Source organism: Hydrogenophaga sp. Root209 (assembly GCF_001428625.1).
Taxonomy (GTDB): Bacteria; Pseudomonadota; Gammaproteobacteria; order Burkholderiales; family Burkholderiaceae_C; genus Hydrogenophaga.
Window position 1 is genome coordinate 99502 of record NZ_LMIE01000004.1, and the last position, 19501, is coordinate 119002.

13 protein-coding genes are annotated in these 19501 nt (G+C 67.7%); 6 read left to right on the forward strand and 7 right to left on the reverse strand.

Annotated features, from left to right (window positions below; translation table 11 throughout):
- Nucleotides 1-76 precede the first annotated feature (76 nt).
- Genes ASE11_RS04900 through ASE11_RS04915 form a run of 4 tightly spaced genes read left to right on the forward strand, consistent with a single transcriptional unit; the run spans nt 77 to nt 4722 of the window.
- Nucleotides 77-790, forward strand: a complete 714-nt coding sequence (locus ASE11_RS04900; protein ID WP_162258025.1) for a polysaccharide biosynthesis/export family protein — start codon at nt 77-79, stop codon at nt 788-790.
- A gap of 12 nt (nt 791-802) precedes the next feature.
- Entirely contained in the window at nt 803-3208 is a 2406-nt protein-coding gene (locus ASE11_RS04905) for a GumC family protein (protein WP_056267169.1), read from the forward strand.
- A gap of 12 nt (nt 3209-3220) precedes the next feature.
- Nucleotides 3221-3928, forward strand: coding sequence for a J domain-containing protein (locus tag ASE11_RS04910; protein ID WP_056267172.1), 708 nt, complete (start codon nt 3221-3223; stop codon nt 3926-3928).
- A complete protein-coding gene (locus ASE11_RS04915; RefSeq protein ID WP_056267176.1) occupies nt 3925-4722 on the forward strand; it encodes a tyrosine-protein phosphatase in 798 nt (265 codons plus the stop codon). The genes ASE11_RS04910 and ASE11_RS04915 overlap by 4 nt, the downstream gene beginning before the upstream one ends.
- 101 nt (nt 4723-4823) lie before the next feature.
- Here ASE11_RS04915 and ASE11_RS04920 read toward each other — a convergent pair whose 3' ends face one another.
- Nucleotides 4824-6065: a murein transglycosylase A gene (locus tag ASE11_RS04920; protein WP_082585528.1), complete on the reverse strand. Its 1242-nt coding sequence runs from the start codon at nt 6063-6065 to the stop codon at nt 4824-4826.
- Between ASE11_RS04920 and ASE11_RS26210 the strand changes: the two genes are divergently transcribed.
- Nucleotides 5998-6141, forward strand: a complete 144-nt coding sequence (locus tag ASE11_RS26210; protein ID WP_164474137.1) for a hypothetical protein — start codon at nt 5998-6000, stop codon at nt 6139-6141. The two genes, ASE11_RS04920 and ASE11_RS26210, sit on opposite strands and share 68 nt — an antisense overlap.
- Before the next feature lie 15 nt (nt 6142-6156).
- Here ASE11_RS26210 and ASE11_RS04925 read toward each other — a convergent pair whose 3' ends face one another.
- From ASE11_RS04925 to ASE11_RS04940, 4 genes are all read right to left on the reverse strand, one after another.
- Complete coding sequence (locus tag ASE11_RS04925) at nt 6157-6783, reverse strand: response regulator transcription factor (protein ID WP_056267182.1); 627 nt, start codon at nt 6781-6783, stop codon at nt 6157-6159.
- A 120-nt stretch (nt 6784-6903) separates the two neighbouring features.
- Complete coding sequence (locus tag ASE11_RS04930; RefSeq protein WP_056267185.1) at nt 6904-8946, reverse strand: two-component system sensor histidine kinase NtrB; 2043 nt, start codon at nt 8944-8946, stop codon at nt 6904-6906.
- A 68-nt stretch (nt 8947-9014) separates the two neighbouring features.
- Nucleotides 9015-9821 (reverse strand): carbon-nitrogen hydrolase family protein, encoded by an 807-nt coding sequence (locus ASE11_RS04935; RefSeq protein WP_056267188.1) that lies wholly within the window; start codon nt 9819-9821, stop codon nt 9015-9017.
- A gap of 90 nt (nt 9822-9911) precedes the next feature.
- Nucleotides 9912-13835, reverse strand: a complete 3924-nt coding sequence (locus ASE11_RS04940) for a YhdP family protein (RefSeq protein WP_235501193.1) — start codon at nt 13833-13835, stop codon at nt 9912-9914.
- A gap of 284 nt (nt 13836-14119) precedes the next feature.
- Between ASE11_RS04940 and glnE the strand changes: the two genes are divergently transcribed.
- Nucleotides 14120-16939, forward strand: coding sequence for a bifunctional [glutamate--ammonia ligase]-adenylyl-L-tyrosine phosphorylase/[glutamate--ammonia-ligase] adenylyltransferase (gene glnE, locus ASE11_RS04945; RefSeq protein WP_082585530.1), 2820 nt, complete (start codon nt 14120-14122; stop codon nt 16937-16939).
- A gap of 67 nt (nt 16940-17006) precedes the next feature.
- Here glnE and ASE11_RS04950 read toward each other — a convergent pair whose 3' ends face one another.
- Both ASE11_RS04950 and ASE11_RS04955 read right to left on the reverse strand, forming a co-directional pair.
- Nucleotides 17007-17852: a hypothetical protein gene (locus tag ASE11_RS04950; protein WP_056267386.1), complete on the reverse strand. Its 846-nt coding sequence runs from the start codon at nt 17850-17852 to the stop codon at nt 17007-17009.
- Nucleotides 17853-18124: 272 nt separating this feature from the next.
- Nucleotides 18125-19114, reverse strand: coding sequence for a MerR family transcriptional regulator (locus tag ASE11_RS04955; protein ID WP_056267197.1), 990 nt, complete (start codon nt 19112-19114; stop codon nt 18125-18127).
- Nucleotides 19115-19501: the final 387 nt, after the last annotated feature.

Sequence of the window (19501 nt, forward strand, 5' to 3'; positions counted from 1 at the left end):
TGCCGGTAATCAAAGGTAACTTTTTCACCTCCCTCCAGAGCCGGCAGGGTGATGTGTCATGCGACAGGAGGTCATCATGAAAAGCAAACAAGGGGTCCTTTGGGGCCTTGTGATCATGGCGGTGGTGGCGGCCTTGCCGCTCCATGCACAGACGGCCAGCAATGCCGTCGCGACGCCCGCTTCGGTGGACGCGCGCAGCGCCGCCTCTCCCCTGAACCCGCTGAACGCCGTGGGCACGGACTACCGCATTGCGCCCAACGACCTGATGGAGTTCAACGTGTTCGGCGTGCCCGACATGAAGCGCGATGTGCGCGTGAACGCGTCGGGCGAGGTTTCGCTGCCGCTCATTGGCCAGGTGCCGGTGGCGGGGCTCACGTCGCAGGCGGCGGAGCAGCTGATCGCCACACGGTACGAGGAGAAATACCTGATGGACCCGCAGGTGTCGCTCTTCATCAAGGAATTCACCACGAAGCGCGTCGCCATCGAAGGCGCGGTGCTGCGGCCAGGCATCTATCCGATGGCGGGCGAGCTCACCCTGTTGCGCGCCCTGGCCCTGGCGGGCGGCTTCGCGCCCTACGCCGACATCACGCAGATCGTGGTCTACCGCGGCGGCACCAGCGGTGCGCGCGAGCAGTTCACCTACGACCTCGACAAGGTGCGCGCCGGCCAGGAGAAGGACCCGGACATTCGCTCGGACGACGTGATCGTGGTCCAGCGCAACGCCCGGCGGGCCGCCCTGAGGGATTCGCTCTTCAGCGACATCCTGAGCACGCTCAACCCATTCAAATAAGGGCGCATCGCCATGGCCAACACCGACCGACACCCATTGCCCGCCGTGCCTGGCTCCCGCGACGCGCTGGTCTCGCGCCGCGAACTCGCCCTGTCCGAGCCGATGCTTGTCCAGGGTGAGCCCGGGACACTCGCGGAGGACCGCCTCGACATCAAGACGCTCTGGCGCGCTTTGCTCCGCAACAAGGGAACCATCGCGGGCATCGCCGCCCTGTGCACGCTGGCGGCCAGCGTGTACACGCTGCGGATCACCCCGCAGTACGAGAGCGCGGCCCTGCTGCAGATCGACCGCATGGCGCAAAAGGTGGTGAACTTCACCGCCGAGGTCGAGGTGGATGAAGGCCCTCAGGCCGATCAATTGCAGCTGCGCACGCAGATCGAATTGCTCAAAAGCCGCAGCCTGGCCGAACGGGTGATCGAAGAACTGGGCCTGTACAAACCCTCCGTGTCCTCCGCCCCGCCCGCCAAGGCGGGCGATGACGGTGCTGCGTTGGCCAGCGGCATGGAGCCGCTCGACAAGGCGATGGCCTTCATCGGCGAATGGTGGGGCAAGCTGCACGAGCTGATCGCCCCATCGCCCACCGACAAAGGCACGCTCAGCCGAGCGGCCACGGTGGCGCAGTTCCAGCAGGCACTCAGCGTGGAGCCCATTCGCAATTCGCGCCTGGTGGAGATCCGGGTGCTCAACCCCGACCCGGAGCTGGCCGCCGGCATTGCCAACGCCATGGCCAAGGCCTTCATGGCCACCAACATCGAGCGCAAGCTGCATTCGTCGATCTACGCGCGCGAGTATCTGGAAGAACAGATCCGCCAGACCAAGACCAAGCTCGAAGAAAGCGAGCGCGTCATCAACAACTACGCGAAGAAAAACGAGATCCTGAACCTGGGTGACAAGGGCAGTGCCGCCACCCAGACTTTCGTGGACTTTTCCGCCGCGCTGACCAAGGCGGAGCAAGACCGCATCCGGGCCGAGACGCTGTACAACCAGGTCAAGCTCAACCCCGAAAGCGCGCCCCAGGCCGTGGTCAACGAGGCCATCCGCGCCTACAAGGAGCAGCGCGCCCGGCTGGAAGCCGACTACGCCAGGAACCGGTCCATCTTCAAGCCGGAATACCCCGCCATGGTGGCGGCGCGGGCCCAGATCGCCGATCTGGATGCGCGCATCAAGACCGAGGTGAACAACATCCTGTCCAGCATCGAGGGCCAGTACATCGCCGCCAGAAAGGCGGAAGAGCTGATCAAGAACAAGGTGGCCGGCAGCCGCAGCGAGGTGCTCAGCGTGCAGGACCGCAGCGTGGACATGAATCTGCTGAGCCGCGAACTGGACACCAACCGGCAGGTGTACGACAGCCTGCTGCAGCGCCTGAAAGAGGTGAGCGTGACCGCGGGAATCACCGCCAACAACGTGAGCATCGTGGACGAAGCGTCGGTGCCGCTGTTTCCGGCCACACCCAATCTGAAGGTCAATGTCGGTCTGGGCATGATGCTGGGCCTGTTCCTGGGCATGCTCACGGCCTTGCTGCGCGAGCAGATGGACGATTCCGTGAAGCACGCCACCGAGATTGAAGCGCTGTACCAGTTGCCCCTGCTGGGTCTGATTCCGTTCACCAAGCCGGGGAAGCGCAAAGAGCCCGTGGCCCTGTTGGCCCACCACGAGCCGCGCAGCACCTTTGCCGAGTCCTACCGCTCCATGCGCACGGCGCTGCAGTTCAGCACGGCCGAAGGCGCACCCCAGCGCTTCATGGTGACGAGTTGCGGCAAGAGCGAGGGCAAAACCACCACGGCGCTCGCGCTGGCCATCAACTTCGCCCAGCTGGGCCAGAAGGTGTTGCTGATCGATGCCGACATGCGCAAGGGCTGGATGCACAAGATGCTCAACCTGCCCAATGAGCGCGGCTTGTCCAACCTGCTGAGTGGAGACCGCGACGGCGAAAGGCTGATCCGGGAAACCGCGGTGCCCAACCTGGCCGTGCTCACCGCAGGCCCCGTGCCGCCCGACCCGGTCGAACTCCTGATGGGCCCCAAACTGGGTGAGCTGCTGGAGAAGGCGCAAGCCCTGGGCTACAACCAGATCGTGATCGACAGTCCGCCGCTGCTGGGCATCGCGGATGCCATCGTGCTGGGCAACCAGATCCAGAACATCGTGCTGGCCGTGAAGGCCGGCGACACGCGCAAGGACAGCATCAAGGACGCACTGCGCCGCCTGCGCAACGCGGGCCTGGCCCCCATGGGCATGGTGCTCACGCACGCTCGAAACGAGCACGCCGGCGACTACGCCTACGCGGCCTACTATGGCCATGGCTACGAGGACGCGAGCCCGTCGCGCGCCGCCAGACCGGCTCCGGCCTCGAACACGCCGCCGCTCCCGCTGGCGGCCAGCACCCGCATCGAGCCCACACTGGACCCGTCTTCTGCCTGACATGAAGCGCCCATGACGCCGCCCAACTGGAGCCGCCTGATGCCCGCGCTGCTGGACTTCGAGCGCGTGCCCGGGCGTTACCGGGTGGCGCTGCGCGAGCCGCGCCCGCTGTTCGAACACATCGACAGCGTGATGCTGCTCGCTGCCGGGCGCCCGGTGGTGGGCCTGCCTGCGACGCCGACGATCGGGCCGGAGTTGCACCGCGCGGCGCGTTTTTTTGTGCGCACCGTGATGCTGCGCCCGGGCTCGGGCCCCTTCACCCTGCTGGGTCTGAGGCCGGGTTTTGAGCCGGCGCAGTTGCGCCACCACTACCGGTTGATGATCCGCCTGACGCACCCGGACTTCGAGGTCGCGGGTGAGCGCTGGCCCGCCGACGCGGCCACGCGGATCAACCTGGCCCACGACCTGCTCTCGTCGGCGCAGAAGCGGGCGGACGGCACCTTGGCACCCACGGCCCTGGCCGGCGTGTCGATGCGTCCGCGGCCCCTGCTGCCCAGGCCGGCACCGGCACGCGAGAAAGCGGGCGCGCGTGGCTGGTCTGCCCGCGCCCGGCTGGCGCTGGCCGGCACGGGCGCCTTGTTCATGGCGGGCGCGTTCCTGCTCATGGGTCCGAGGGGCCATGAGGGTTCCTTGTCGGTGCGCCGGGTGTCGCCGGACGGCAGGCCCGCCTCGACCCCGCCCGGGACCGAGACGCCAGAGCGGGAGGGGCCACCGCCATGATCGATCTGCACTGCCACATCCTGCCGGGCATCGACGACGGGGCGAAGACGATGGACGAGTCGCTGCAGATGGCGCGCATCGCTGTGGCCGACGGCATCCACACCCTGGCCTGTACACCGCACATCTACCCCGGCATGTACATGAACGATGGCCCGGGCATCGCACACGCGTGCGCTCGCCTGCAGGCGGAACTGGACCGCCATGGCATAGCGTTGAAGCTGGTGGTGGGCGCGGACGTGCACCTGGTGCCCGGCCTGATCGAAGGGCTCAAGAACGGGCGGGTGCCGACGCTGCACGGCTCGCGCTACCTTTTGCTGGAGCCTTCGCACACCATGCCGCCGCCGCACCTGGAGGCGTCGGTGTTCAACCTGATCGTTGCGGGCTACACGCCCATCATCACCCACCCGGAGCGGCTGACATGGGTGGAGAGTCACTACCCGGTGTTCCAGCAGCTGATCGCGCAAGGTGCCTGGATGCAGGTGACGGCGGGGGCGCTGACGGGCGTCTTTGGCAAACGCGCTCAGTACTGGGGCGAGCGCTTCATTGGCGAAGGCCACGCTCACCTCCTGGCCACCGACGCGCACTCCACCGGCCGGCGCTTGCCACGACTGAGCGAGGGACTTGAGGTGGCACGCCGCCTGGTGGGCGACAGGGAGGCCAGCCGTCTTGTGACCGAGCGGCCGACCGCGGTGTTGAAAAACCTGTCTCCGGAAGACTTTGAACCGACCCAAAAGGAAGCGGATCGCCCCTCGATGATCGGCAGATGGTTCTCAAAACGGCGCCCGTCGCCCTGAAACAGGAGTGCATCGCACCAGCCGCGCGCAACGCCCTTCCCACCGCATCCCTGCGCTGGCCGGTGCAGACCGACATCACGGCGCTTTGAAGCGCCCTGGCCCTAACGAGGCACCAGCACCCACATCTGAAGCGGCTGCTTGAGCGCCGCAGCGGTGATGTAGGCCTCGTCGCTCCAGCCGCCCCAGCCCGTGAACAGGTCGGCGCGCACCGCGCCCACGATGGCGCCGCCCGTGTCCTGCGCCATCACCAGCTTCTGCACGTTGAGCGTGGGGCCTTGCGAGGCAAGCCACACGGGTGTGCCGTAGGGAATGCTCTGCGGATCCACCGCGATGGAGCGGCCAGGCGTCAGCGGCACGCCCTGTGCGCCGCGCGGGCCAAACCGGGCGTCAAATTCCGACAGCGCCTCCTCGCGGAAGAACACCGTGCGTGGGTTGCTCCACAGCATCTCGTTCAGGCGTTGCGGGTTTTGCGCCGCCCAGGCCTTGATGGATGCCCAGGAGGCTTCGCGGATCGCGCCCTGATCGAGCAGCCAGCGGCTAACGCTCTTGTAGGGATGCCCGTTGTGTTGCGCATATGCCATGCGAACTTGGCGAACGCGGCCATCCGGCTCAGTGATATTCAATCGACCGGTGCCTTGAATTTGGAGAATCAAGGCGTCAATGGGGTCTGCCATCCAGGCCACAACACTGCCCTGCAACGCGGCCTGCGCGGCGGGCAGGGTGTCGATCTCCTGGCGGCTGTACCAGGCTTGCCCGCTGCGCAGCCCCGCGGGTGGCGCATAGAGCGGCGTGCGGTGGGTGGTGGTGGGCACGCGGCTGGCCGCCATGATCGGTTCGTAGTAGCCGGTGAGCAACCCGTCGGGCAGGCCGCCATCGGGCTCGGTCACCCGGTACGGCACGAAGCGGCGCATCACCCAGGCCTGCTGCTCGGCTGCGGTGGCGATGGAGAGCTGGCGCAGTTCCGCGCACGGGCCGGCCTGACCCTGGGCGGGGCGTTCGCAGCCGCGGACCCAGGCGTTCCAGGCTTCGTGCAGGCTGTCTTGTCCCCAGCCCGGCAGCTCGCTCCAGCGCGCTGGCGTCCAGCGGCTCTTGCCGCGCTGGATCGCGGGGGGCAGGGCTCCCGCATCGCCCGGCATGTCGGCCACCGGGGGGCTGGGCGCCGTGACGGGCGCCGGGCCTCGCACCGGCCCAACCGCGCAGGACAACAGGCTTCCTACAATGGCCACGCTCGTCCCCACCTTCATGACCGCCCGAGAAACCTGACCGAATCGATCCATGACCTTGTTGTTGCTTGAAGCGCTCGGCGCGCTGGTGTTGCTGGTGTTCATCGTGTGGTGGACCATGTTTTCAGGACGCAAGGGAGGCGAGCTGCCCGAGGACGTGGAGCGCCAGAAGCGCGACCCGCCCGAGGACCGCTGAGGCGCCGCGGAGCGGTCAGGGTCGCAGCGCATTGGCCAGCTCCACGGCCGACTTCACGCCCATCTTGTCGAACACGCGCGAGCGGTGAACCTCCACCGTGCGCACGCTGATGTTGAGTTGATCGGCCACCAGCTTGTTGGGCAGGCCGGCGACCACGAGATCCATCACGTCACGCTCGCGATCGGTGAGACTGCTCAGGCGCTGCTGCAACTCGCGCTGCACGCGCCGTCGGGCCAGCACCTGGGCCGACTGGTCCAGCGCACGCTCTACCCGATCGACCAGCGCATTGTCGGAAAAAGGCTTCTCGCAAAAATCGAAGGCGCCGCGCTTGACCGCGTCCACCGCCGTGGCCACATCGGCGTGGCCCGACAGGAAGATCACCGGCATGGCCTCTTGCCAGGGCAAGGCCTGCAAACGCTCGAACAGGGCCAACCCGCTCATGCCGGGCATGCGCACATCGAGCAGCACACAGCAGGGCGTGGTGGGCTCGTTGTTCCAGGCGTGGGCGTCGCCCAGGAACGCCTCGGCGCTGTCGTACCCGTCGCTCACCAACCGGCGCGTGCGCAGCAGCCAGGCCAACGCGTCGCGCACGCCCGCGTCGTCATCGACGAGGTAGATCTTGGCGTCGAGGTGCTGGGTCATGCGCGAATGATAAAGGCGGCTCGGAGCGAGCAACGGGCCAGCCGCCGGGCCGCCCCAAGGCAGGCCCAGCCCCCTCGGGGGCAGCGACCCGCGCAGCGGCGGAGCGTGGGGGCCACGGTTTCACTCCGCCCGAGGCAGCGTGAAGCGAAACACGGTTCCCCTCGGCTGGTTCGGCTCGTAGGTCAACGCCCCGCCGTGCTGCTCGATCACCGTGCGGCACAGGCTCAGGCCCAGCCCCATGCCTTCGGCGCGGGTGGTGAAGAAAGGCGTGAAGAGTTTTTCCTGCACCTCGGCGCTCAGGCCCAGGCCGTGGTCGCTCACCTCGAAGGTGATCCATTCCTTGTGCTGCTCGCCACCCGGACGCCGGCCCGAGTGCAGCCGCGTCTGGTGCACCGCAATCCTGAGCACGCGCAAACCGGTGTCCAGCGACAGATCGTCCAGGGCCATGGCCTGCATGCCGTTGCGCGCAAGGTTGAGCAAGACCTGCTCGACCATGGTGCGGTCGCACTGCACCGGCGGGCAACCGGGCACGATGCCGATCTGCAGCTGGATGCCCTGCTTCTTGGCCTGCAACACCAGCAGGGGCTGGATGGCATCGATGAGCGTGCGCGGGGACACCGCTTCGCGCACATGCTCGCGACGCCGCACGAAATCGGTCACGCTCTTGATCACGCGCCCCGCGCGCTCGGCCTGCTCACTGATGCGGCGCATGGCCTGCGACAGGTCGGCCTGCGGCAGCGCACCGGCCGGTTGGTCCAGCAGGTTGATCGCACCGCTGGCGTAGCTCGATATCGCCGCCAGCGGCTGGTTGAGCTCGTGGCTGAGCAGTGAGGCCATTTCGCCCACCGTGGCCAGACGGGCCGTGGCCTGCATGCGCTCCTGCGACGTGCGGTTGAGGTCCTCCACGCGGCGCTGCTCGGTGAGGTCGAGGATGGCGCTCATGAAGCCGGTCTGTTTGCCCTGGGCATCGATCAGCGGGGCTTCGATGATCAGCACCGGAAAGCGCGTGCCGTCGGAGCGCTGGAACACCGACTCGTAGCCTTCGCGCGGCAGCGTCTGCCCGGCCAGACGAACCAGCTGGCGTTGCTGGTATTCGTCCACCAACTCGGGCGGCCACCAGGGGGCGGGCAGACCAGTGCCGATCAATTGTTCGGCGCTCAACCCCACCATTTCGCAGAACGCGGGATTGACGTAGGTGATGCGCCCGGTCATGTCGCGCGCGCGCAGGCCGGTCACCAGCGAGTCTTCCATGGCCTTGCGAAACGCCAGCGCGTCGCCCACCTCCAGTTCGGCGCGCTGGCGCAGGCGTGTGTCGCGCGCGAGCAGGGCCAGCACGGCCAGCAAGGCGAGCGACAACGCGCTCACCACCGCGGTGAGCACGTTGGGGAACAGACCACCCACCAGACGCGGCCTTTGCAGTTGCAGGATCAGCGTGTGTCCCGGGAGCTCGAGCACCGCGTTGGCGCTGAGGGTGCGGCGCGTGCCCGGCACCATGCGGTGCAGCGCCAGCCGCGTGCCATCGGCGTCATTGAACGACAGGCCGCGGCCACGCAACTCGTCACCATTGGTGAACTCGGACAATATGCCGGGCAACGAATAGGTGGCCACCAGAAACCCGTTGGGCACGCCCGATCGCACCACCGGCATGCACATTTCCATGAGCTCCATGCCCAGGCCGTCGCGCATGGGCCAGAAGTAGCTGGACGAGTACGCGGGGCCCGACAGGCGCTGCGCGTCGTCGCAAGCCAGCTTCACATCGGCCACGGCGCGCGTGCGATCCAGGTAAGTGAAAACATCGCTCAGGTATGGCGTGTCGCGGTGGCTGATGAGGCGCTGCGCGGTGTCGCGCCACTCCAGCCGCACCAGCTCGCGGTGCTGCGACAGCAGCTCGGCGGCGGGCGCATTCCAGCTGTCGGCCGTGGGCGCCACGCTGTTGAGCGATTGCAGGGTCTGCACATTGCGCACGAGCGCATTGCGGATGTCGCTGACCACCGCCGCGGCTTCCTGCTCCAGCGCCTGCTGGTCGCGTCCTTCCTCGTACTCGCGGGCCAGGAACACCAGCACCACCAACAGGACCAGCACCAGCAGCACCAGGGCGGCCCACAGGCTCCAGCGGCGCGAGCCGGGGTCGCTGTGTTCGTGCGGCGGGCCCTCGACGCTCACTGGACTACCTTCCGTGCTGCGCACTGCGGGGCTGAGCGCCTTCGGAACGGCCGGGCGGCGCATGCGCTTCAGAGGCGCCGGTGCTGCAGCGAAGGGAGCTGCTCGCGCACGCTGCGCAGCTGCTCGAAGTCCAGCTCGGCCATCACCACGCCCGGGCCTTCGGCCTGCAGGGCCATGACACCGCCCCACGGGTCGATGATCATGGTGTGGCCCCAGGTGCGTCGGCCGTTTTCGTGCAGGCCACCCTGCGCGCTGGCGATCACGAAGGCCTGGTTCTCGATCGCCCGCGCGCGCAGCAGCACTTCCCAGTGCGCCTGGCCGGTGGTGTGGGTGAAGGCCGACGGTACCAGCAGCACATCGGCGGCCAGCATGCGGTAGAGCTCACCGAAGCGCAGGTCGTAGCACACGCTCTGACCCACGCGCCAGTGCTGCCCGCTGGTGTCGCGGCAGTCGAACACGGTGGGAGTTTCACCTGCGCGCAACACGGACGCCTCGTCGTAGTGTTCGCGTCCGTTGTCGTATCGGAACAGGTGGATCTTGTCGTAGCGGCTGGCGCATTCACCGCGCGGGTTGTAGGCCAGCGATGCGTTGGCGGCGTGCGTGGGATCGTCGGTGGCCATCGGCAGGGTGCCGCCCACGATCCACATCTTCAGGTCGCGCGCGCAGTCCGACAGGAAGTCCTGCACCTTGCCCAGACCGGGGGTTTCGGCCAGCACCAGCTTGTCTTCGTCCTTGGCGCCCATGAAGCAGAAATACTCCGGCAGCACGGCGAGCTCGGCGCCGGCGTTGGCGGCCTGGCGCAGCAGCCGAAGGGCATCGCTGAGGTTGGCGTCCAGGCTGATGCCGGAGACCATCTGGATCGCGGCGACCTTCATGCGGCCTGGCGCCGGGGGTTGGTGAAGCAGTGTCATGGCGTGTCTTTCGGTGGGCCGCGGTGCGCGAGCGGTGCGCTCGGGTGGATCAGCTTACTGCAGTGTGCGGGGCGGTGCGGTGGGCGGCTCGCGCTCGACCTTGGCCACCTGCGGATCGGCCCAGCTGCCGGTGATGTGGAACTGTTGCGTGCCGGCGCTCTGCAGCGGCTGGCGCAAGAGGAACTGCGCGAGGAAACTGCCCAGGCCGATGGCGGGATTGATGGCGGTGGCGATCAAGGATGCGGTGCCTGCGTTGATCTCGGGCACCACCACCACCTTGAGGTCTTGCTGTTCGCGCGCCAGATCGGCCGTGCCTTCCATCAGCACGGCGGCGTTCACGCCCTTCATCTGCAGGTTGTTGGTGAAGAGCACGCCCTGCTCGATGCGCGCGTCACCGCGCACGAAGTCGAATGCGAAGCCGTCGGAGAACACGTCGCGGAAATCCAGCGCCAGGCGACGCGGCAGCGCCTGCAGGCTGAGCACGCCGAGCAGGCGGCCCGCGCCAGGCTCGACCTTGAGGAACTGGCCGCGTTCGAAGTCGGCTTGCAGCTGGCCCGAGAGCGTGGGGTAGTCCAGCGCCAGCGGCGAGCCAATCCAGCCGATGCTGCCCTCGATGTGGCCCTTGCCACCGCGCACCAGCCCCGGGCGGTTGAAGCGGGTGAGCAACGCGCCGGAATCGTCCACATCGAGCCGGAAGCTCAACGCCGTGCGGCGCTGCTCCTGCGGCGGGCTCGCCGAGGACAGCGGCGCCCAGTTGCCGGTGGCGCTCAGCCGGGCTTCGGGCACGCCGAGTTTGAGCTTGGTCAGCCGCCATTCGCCCGCGCGGGTCGGCCCCCCGCGGTTGATGGCCTCCACCTCGACACGGCCCAGGCGGCGCCCGGCGTACTCCAGCTCCTCGACCGCGATATCGAGCGCGGGCACGCTGGTGGGCTGGCGCAGCAGCTGCTCCACGTCGGTGGCCGCGGTGGGCTCCAGCTTGAGGCGTGCCAGCCGGGCATAGACGCTGCCGGCGGTGTTGGCTCCGGACTGGCGCACTTCGACATAACCGTTGAGTTCGTCGGCAGTCACGTTGGCCCGCCACTGCGTGCCTTCGCGCGAGCCGCCCACCACCACGTGGTTGAACGTGCGGCCTTCCAGCGTCAGGCGGTTGGCGCGAAGCGCCAGCGTGGTGGGCAGGTAGGCCAGCTCGGCGTCTTGGTCGATCGCGCTTGGCGCGGTGGGCGTGGGCACGCGCACACCCGCATGGCTGGCCAGCTGCGACCACGCGTCCACGTCAAGTTGGTCGAACCGCAGGTTGCCCACCACGCCCGCCGCCGGCATCGGGGCCAGTTCACCGCCCTCCAGCCCCAGCGCCACGCTGCCGCGCAACACGCGGGGCGCCTGACCGGAGAGGTCGCGCTCGTACTGCAGCGCCACCAGCGGCGCCAGCGCCGAGCCCAGCTCCAGCGCGACGCGGTCGGTGCGGGCGACACCGTCCAACACCGTCAGCACCGCGCTGTCCAGCCGCAGCGGCAGACTGGCCTCGGCCGTCTTGCCCAGTGGCGCGGGCAGGTTCAAGACCATGCCCTGCAGATTGCTGCTCACCTCCAGTTCGGGCATGCCGCCGCGAAACCCGAGCTGCGCCGTGTACGGCGCGGTGCCCGAGGCGTTCTGGAACAGGCGCGAGACAGCACCCAGATCAGCGTCGCGCAAGCCCTCCGCACTGGCCACGCCCTGGCCATGAAACTGCAGACGCGCCGTGCCTTGCGGGTTGGTGCGCAAGCCGCCCTCGAACTTGAGATCCCCACCCAGGAGGCGCGTATTGCCCCCCAGCACGACGAACCCCTGCTCGGTGAACGCCAGGGTGCCGCGCGTGCGCGCCAGCAGCGGTGCGGCCGGGCTCATCTTCAGGTCGTTGCCTTCGAACTGAACCGTGCCCGCCACTGTGGAGGCCTCCAGTTTGAACAAGGGCAGCTTGAGGGCCAGACCCACCTCTGCGGTGCCACCCACCTTGGCCTGGGCCAGGACGGTGTCGGTCATCGCATTGAGCGGCGAGGTTTGCACGAAGCCCAGCATGTCGCTGGCCAGCCCTTGCGCCTTGGTCTTGACGGTGAGCGTGGTGTCGCCGGCCAGATCATCGAGTTCAACCACGCCTTCGCTCAGACGCACACCTCTGGCGCCCGCCAGCCCGGAGGTGCCTCCCGTCACTCTCAAGGTCAGGTGGTCCAGCACCAGCTGGCCCGAGAAGCCCCGCAGACCCGCCCAGGGTGCGGAGCCGCTGGGCTGGAAACTGGCGGGCAGGTAGTCGAAATCCACGTCGCTCAAGTCGGCCGAGATGCGGAATTCGCTCGGCGACGCGGCATTCCGGAAGGGCATGCCGTCCATGTCGCCCTGCATGCGAAACGTCACCTGCCGGGCATGGCCAGCGCGTGCGGCTTCGCGCACATAGCGCCTGGCCTCGGCGTCGATCGTCAAGGGAAGGTAGCGGTACACCCGGGTGCCGTCGGCCCGGGAGAGGTTGGCCGTGAGGTCGAGCACGCCGGGAAAGCGCGACTTCGACGGACTGGTGGCGGGGTCGCTGGTGTGCCACTTCACCTGGCCCGTGCCTGCGGCATCGGCGTTGGCCATCGTCAGGTTGTCCAGCTGGGCTTCGATGCGCTCACCCTGCACCCGCCAAGACGCATCAGCCTCCAGGCTCTGCAGCGGGATGCGTGGTTCCTCGAACACGTCGGGCAGCTCGATCGAGCCGTCGGCCACGGTGACGCGCGCGCGCCCACCGTCCTGGGTGAGTGTGAAGTCGACCGTGGCCCCGCTGATGCCGGGTCGCCCGGGCAGCGGATAGTTGCCGCGGGCCGACATCTGCCCACTGGGTTCACCCGTGAGCGTCAAGCCCTGCACGCGACCGCGCGCCTCGTAGGTGCCCTGCGCCCAGTCGATGGCAGTGTCGGGGTTCTCGTTGATCGCCGTTGCAAGACCTTGCCAGCGCGCCGTGAATCCGTCCATCTGGCCCGCAGGTTTCAGGCGTTGCAGCAGGCCGCGCGTGGCCTCGGGCAGTGGCAGGCGCTCGGCAATTGCCGCCAGCACCGCCAGATCGAGCTGCTCGGCGCTGAGCGCCACGCTGCTGGCCCGCTTGGGCTGAGCCGCGGTGTACTGCAACGCCAGGAGCCCGCCCGGCCAGGTTTCACCCTCGCGGGTTCGAAACCGCAGGTTCTCGGAGGTCACGCCAAAGCCGTCGGAGCTCCACTGCGCGGCCAGCCGGCCTTGCACGTTCTCCAGCGCCAGCGGCGGCAGTTGGGGACCGAGCTGGGCCTCCACGTTCTGCAGCGCCAGATCGGCCGTGACACCGGCCACCTGCCCCTGGTCCACCTGGGCCCAGGCGCGCAATGCGCCCTGACCGGCGCGCACGTCAACACCCCAGTCGGACAGGTCCACGTAGCTGCGCAAGCGCGCCACGTCCACGTGGGTGAAATCGGCAAACAGCTCGCCACTCCAGTCGTGCCACACCGGCTGCTCGGGCGCGCGATGGCCCAGGCTGATCAGCCGCTCGCGCATCTGGCCGCGCAGGCTGATGCGCTCACCCCATTCCGGCGGCGGCGTGGCGTCGACGCGCCAGAGGTGGGTGCGCGCGGTGTTGCGCGCCACGAAATCGAGATCGCTCAAAGCCAGCGCGGGCTGTTGGCGCAGATCGTCGGTCCAGCGCACCGTGCCGTGCCGGATGACGAACTCGCTCTGCGAGAAAAACCAGTCGAGCGCGGCGTTGTCGCCTGGTTTTGGTCCGGACATGTCCAGCCCCGCCACCTCGATGCGTCCTTGCGCGGTGCGGCGCACGTCCAGCACCGGTGTCTCGATCACGACCTGCTCGAAGCCCCCTCGCCAGAGCGAGCGCACCGACACCGCCGTGCGCACCAGGGGCAGCTGCAGCGCCACGCGGCCCTGCGCATCGATCAGTTGCACGTCGCGCAACTCGAAGGAGGGCACCAGGGCCGGCAGGAAACCCATGGCGCTGCTACCCGATTCCGCCCGAATCTCACCGATGCGAACCGGTACCCCGACCGCCCGGGTCGCCCACCTTTCCAGGTCGGGGCGCCATTCGCCGATTCGGGGCACAATCGCGCCATTCAAACCGGCCCAGGTGAGTGCGAAGAGCCCCCAGACAGCCAGCAGCAGCCACAGCAACAGACGGCTGGCCACAGCGAGTGTCTTGAGGGTTCTCGAGGCTCTTGCGTGTGACGCAGAGGAGGCACTGGGCGCCGGGCTTTGATGGTTCATGTCCAACGCAAATTATGACGGCCAGTCATCTCACGGGTTCCACCACGGGCGTTTCCGCTTTGTCATCAAATGTGAATGCATTGCCTGGCTTGACGCTGGCTGATCGCCGGGCGGACCACTCGCGTTTCGTGCAACGCGTGCGCCGACGCTACCCCGACGAGCTCGTCTGCCTGCCCGAGGGTGTCCCGGAACGCACGTCCATGCAGGCGGGCCTGGCCACCCTGGTCCAGCGCGGCTTGCCTTTGCCGGCGGCGCTGCGGGTGCTGCGTCAGCTGGTGCTCGAGCGCTTGGTGGTGCTGGACTGCGAGCAGGGCGCGCCGCTGCAGGCGGTCACGCGGGCCGTGACCGAGCTGGCCGAGATCGCCCTCGATGTGGCCTGCGAGCTGGCCTTCCTCGAACTCGACGACCTGTTTGGCGCACCCCAGCACACAGACGCCCAGGGCCAGACCGTGCGCGCCCAGCTGTGGGTGGTGGGCATGGGCAAGCTCGGCGCGCGCGAGCTCAACGTGTCGAGCGACATCGACCTGATCTACGTGTACGACCACGACGGCGAGACCGCCGGCAATGCCCAGGGCCGCAACCGCATCAGCAACCACGAGTACTTCGGCAAGGCGGTCAAGCACATCTACAACACCGTGGGTGAGACAACCGAACACGGCAACGTGTTTCGCGTCGACCTCGCGCTGCGGCCCAACGGCAACTCCGGCCCGAGCGCGGTGTCGCTCGGCGCGCTCGAAGAATATTTCCTGGTGCAGGGCCGCGAGTGGGAACGCTTCGCCTGGCTCAAGAGCCGCGTGATCGCGCCAGCAGCCTGCGTGGCATCTGGCGGCGCCAACGCCTTGCGCGGCTCGGTGCTGCCCTTCGTGTTTCGCCGCTACCTCGACTACGGCGTGTTCGAGGCACTGCGCACGCTGCACCGCCAGATACGCGAGCACGCGTCCAAGCGCGCCGCCGGCAACCCGGGGCGCGCCAACGACGTGAAGCTCTCGCGCGGAGGCATCCGCGAGGTGGAGTTCACCGTGCAGCTGCTGCAGGTGGTGCGCGGCGGCCAGTTTCCCGAACTCCGCACCCGGCCCACGCTCGATGCCTTGCCGCGCCTGTCGCGCGCCGGCCTCATGCCCCAGACGTCGGCCGATGCGCTGGCCGAGGCCTACCGCTTTCTGCGCCGGGTCGAGCACCGCATCCAGTACCTGGATGACCAGCAGACCCACGTGATGCCCATCCGCGACGACGACCTGGCCTGGATGGCGGCCACCATGGGTTGCGCGAACGTGTGCGAGTTCCTGCACGCGCTCGATGCCCACCGCGAACTGGTGGCTCAAGAGTTCGACACGCTGCTGGGCGGCCCCACCAAAGGAAACTGCAACGGCAAGGGCTGCAACGGCAAGAACGGCGTGGCCCCGCGCAATTCGGTGGACGACCTGCACAGTGTGCTGGCACAGCTGCCCGTGGCGTTTGCCAACAAGGTGGCGCAGTGGTGCGAACACCCGCGCGTGCTGGCTCTCAAGGAAGACAGTCGCATGCGGCTGGTGCGGCTGGTGCAGCGCACCGGCGCATGGCTCGAAGAAGGCCGGGTGAGCGAAGAGGCCGCGCTGCGCATGGCCGACTGGATCGAGCCGCTGCTGCGCCGCGACAGCTACCTCGCATTGCTGCAGGAACGGCCCTCGGTGCACGAGCGCCTGCTGCGCCTGCTGGGCGCGGCCAAATGGCCCGCGCGCTACCTGCTGCAACACCCGGGCGTGATCGACGAACTGGCCAGCCAGCAACTGCTCACCGACCGCTTCGACGCGGCCCAGTTCGAGGCGGAGCTCGAATCGCGCCGCGCCGCGTTGCACTCCACTGGCGAAGATGACGACGAAGCGCTGCTCAACCTGCTGCGCCGGGCGCACCACGCCGAGGTGTTCCGCACGCTCGCGCGCGACGTTGAAAAGGTGCTCACGGTCGAGCAGGTGGCCGACGACCTGTCGGCCATGGCCGACTCGGTGCTGCGCCTGACCGCGCGCTGGTGCTGGGCGCGCCTGAAGAACCGCCACCGCGACGAGCCGGCGTTTGCCATCATTGGCTACGGCAAACTCGGCGGCAAGGAGCTGGGCTACGGCAGCGACCTGGACATCGTGTTTGTCTACGAGGACGAGCACGAGAACGCCGGCGAGATCTACGCCGCCTTCGTGCGCAAGATGATCAACTGGCTCACGGTGAAGACCGGTGAGGGCGATCTGTTCGAGATCGACACCGCGCTGCGACCCAATGGCAATTCAGGCCTGCTGGTCACCAGCTTCCAGGCCTACACCAACTACCAGCAGCAACGCGGCAGCAACACCGCCTGGACCTGGGAACACCAGGCCATGACGCGCGCGCGCTTTGTGCTCGGCGGCGTGTCGCTGGCCGGGCGCTTCGATGCGGTGCGCGAAGACGTGATCACCGCGCTGCGCGACGGCGATTCGCTGGCGCGCGAGATCGTGGCCATGCGCGAGAAGGTGCGCCAGGCGCACCCGGTGCGCGGCACCCGGTTCGATGTGAAGCACAGCCCCGGTGGCATGGTCGACGTGGAGTTTGCCGTGCAGTACCTGGTGCTGCTGCACTCGCGCACCCACCCCGAGTTGCGCTTCAACACCGGCAACATCAACCTGCTGCAGCGCGCCGAGGCCACCGGTCTGCTCACGCCCGGCATGGGCGAAGCTGCGGCCAAGGCATACCGCGAACTGCGCCAGATCCAGCACCGCGCGCGGCTGGACGAAGCCCCCACGCAGGTGGATGCGGCGCTGGTGGCGGAGTCCGCCGCCGCCGTGCGCGCGCTGTGGAACCACGTGCTGGGCCCGACCAAGAACGCCTGACAGCCCACCGGGTGCCCAGCAAAAAGCCCGTCTTCAAGACGGGCTTTTTTGTTGGAGCGCAGTGCCCTCAGACGGGTGCAACGACTGCAGCAGGCGCCAGCGATTTGCGGAAGCGGTTGAGCTCCTGCACCGTCTTGAAGCTCTGCTCCATGAGCAGGCTCATGTTGTGCAGGATGCGATCGACCACGCGGTTCTCCCACACGGCATCAAAGTCGATCTGCTTGTCCAGCCAGTGCTCCAGCCACTCCGGGTTGGGCAGGCGGCTCTGGATCGTGTCGTTGGGGAACAGGTCCTTGTTCACGTGCAGGTTGGTCGGGTGCAAGGCTTGCGCGGTGCGGCGCGCACTGGCCATCAGCACGCCCACCTTGGCGAAGGCCAGACGCGCCTCGTCGCCGAACTTGCCGATGGCGCGCTTCATGTAGCGCAGGTAGGCGCCGCCGTGGCGGGCCTCGTCCTGGCTGAGCGTGGCGTAGATCTTCTTGATGACCGGCTCCGAGTGCCATTCGCTGGCGCGGCGGTACCAGTGGTTCAGTCGGATCTCGCCGCAGAAATGCAGCATGAGCGTTTCCAGCGGAGGAGCCGGGTCGAACTCGAAACGGATGTCGTGCAGCTCTTTTTCGGTCGGCACCAGTTCGGGCCGGAAGCGGCGCAGGTACTCCATGAGCACCAGCGAGTGTTTCTGTTCTTCGAAGAACCAGATCGACATGAAGGCCGAGAAGTCGGAATCGTCGCGGTTGTCGCGCAGGAACATCTCGGTGGCCGGCAGCGCCGCCCATTCCGTGATCGCGTTCATCTTGATCGTCTGCGCCTGTTCGTCGGTCAGCGCGCTGGCGTCGAACTGGTCCCAGGGGATGTCCTTGTCCATATCCCAGCGCACGGATTCGAGTTGTTTGAAGAGTTCGGGATAGAGCATGGTGGCCTTTCGGTACGGCCGCATTCTATGCGGCAGGGGTGCGACTCCGCTGAAAAGGCGCTGAGCCGCGCAAGGACTCGCTGCGAGTTCGGTCTCGTGGCGGTCGAGAAAGTTCCTGCAGAGCGAGTCCGGGAGCGGCGCGCTCACTGAACTGCCCTCCGTGCTGCGCACTGCGGGGCTGAGCGCCTTCGGAACGGCCGGGCGGTGCTCACTTGACTACCTCCGTGCTGCGCACTGCGGGGCTGAGCGCCTTCGGAACGGCCGGGCGGTGCTCAAGCCGCCACCACGTGGGCGCGCGCCCGCCAGCGGATCACGCCGTGCTGGATGTCCTGCAGCCGCTCCATGGGGAAATACACCGGGCCGGCGCCAGCGGGCCGACCACGCTGTGGCTTGTAGAGCGCCGGGCACTGCCCCCCCGCCCAGATTTCCACCCGTGGCGGCAAATACTCACGCAGCTGGGCGAGCGCGGTGCGCACCTCGCGCGGGTTCTGCGAGGCGGTGAAACCCAGCGCCACGACGTCGGCGCCGCTCTTGCTCACAGCGGTCACGATGTCGGGCAGCGGCGTCTGCACCCCCAGCGGGATCGTGTGGCAACCCTCCAGCACCATGAAGCATTCGGCCATGAGCAGGCCCAGACCGTGCGCCTCGCCCGGCAGCGTGGTGAGCAGGATGCGCGGCGGCAGCGGTGCGCGGGCCTGCGCCAGCTGGCCCAGTGCCTGGCGCATCACCGACTGCACGATCTCGGTGTAGAGATGCTCCTCGTGCACCGCCAGCCCACCTTCGAGCCAGGCCTGGCCGACCTGAACATTCATGGGTGCAACGCATTCGATGATCAGGCGCGCCAACCCGCGCTCCATCTGCACCTGGGCCAGGGCCTGACGCAGGCCGTGCGCGTCCTGGCCGCGCAGCATCTGCATCCAGCGCTCGATGGCTTCGTCGCAGGCAACGGGTGCCGCAGTGGCACCCGATCGGCCGCTCGAGAGTTGAATCCGCTCGGCCCGCCACTGCGTATCCAGTGCAACGAGTTCTTCCAGCGACAGCGCCACCACCCGCCCGGGCCGGTGCCCGGCATCGATGAGCCGGCGGACGTGGCGAAGGCGGACGAGTTGGTCGTTGTCGTACTGGCGTTCTCCCAGGGCATCGCGCTTGGGCATGGGAAAGCCATAGCGCCGCTCCCACACCCGCAGCGTGTCCTTGGACAGGCCCGTATCGCGTTCGACATCCGCGATCGCGTGCCAGCCAGGGTTTTTGGTACTTGTCATGGACAAATGATCCGATATGTTCGTCAGATTGGGGAGTTTTTGCCATGAATTCTGCGCTTGTCCACGGCAATGTCCGATTCTTCCAGCGCTGGGAGCATGTTCTGCCTGACCACCCGGGTGTTTGTCAAAGACCTTTCGTGAGTCATGGCCATTGAACAACTTGCTTAGGCCAAATAGTGACCGTTCGGTCACAATAAAACTGTTCAGTCTAATTTGATCCATTCCACCACCATGTGCGCCCCAGCTTCCCGCCCGAAAAGTGCATCCCGAAGAACCGTCCGGAACTTTCTGGCGCCCGCTTTTCTCTCAGCTTCACGGGCGGTCCACGGACTGACAACCGAATTCCGTTTTGCACTGCGAAGCCTGCCGGGTCCCCGCGATCCGGCT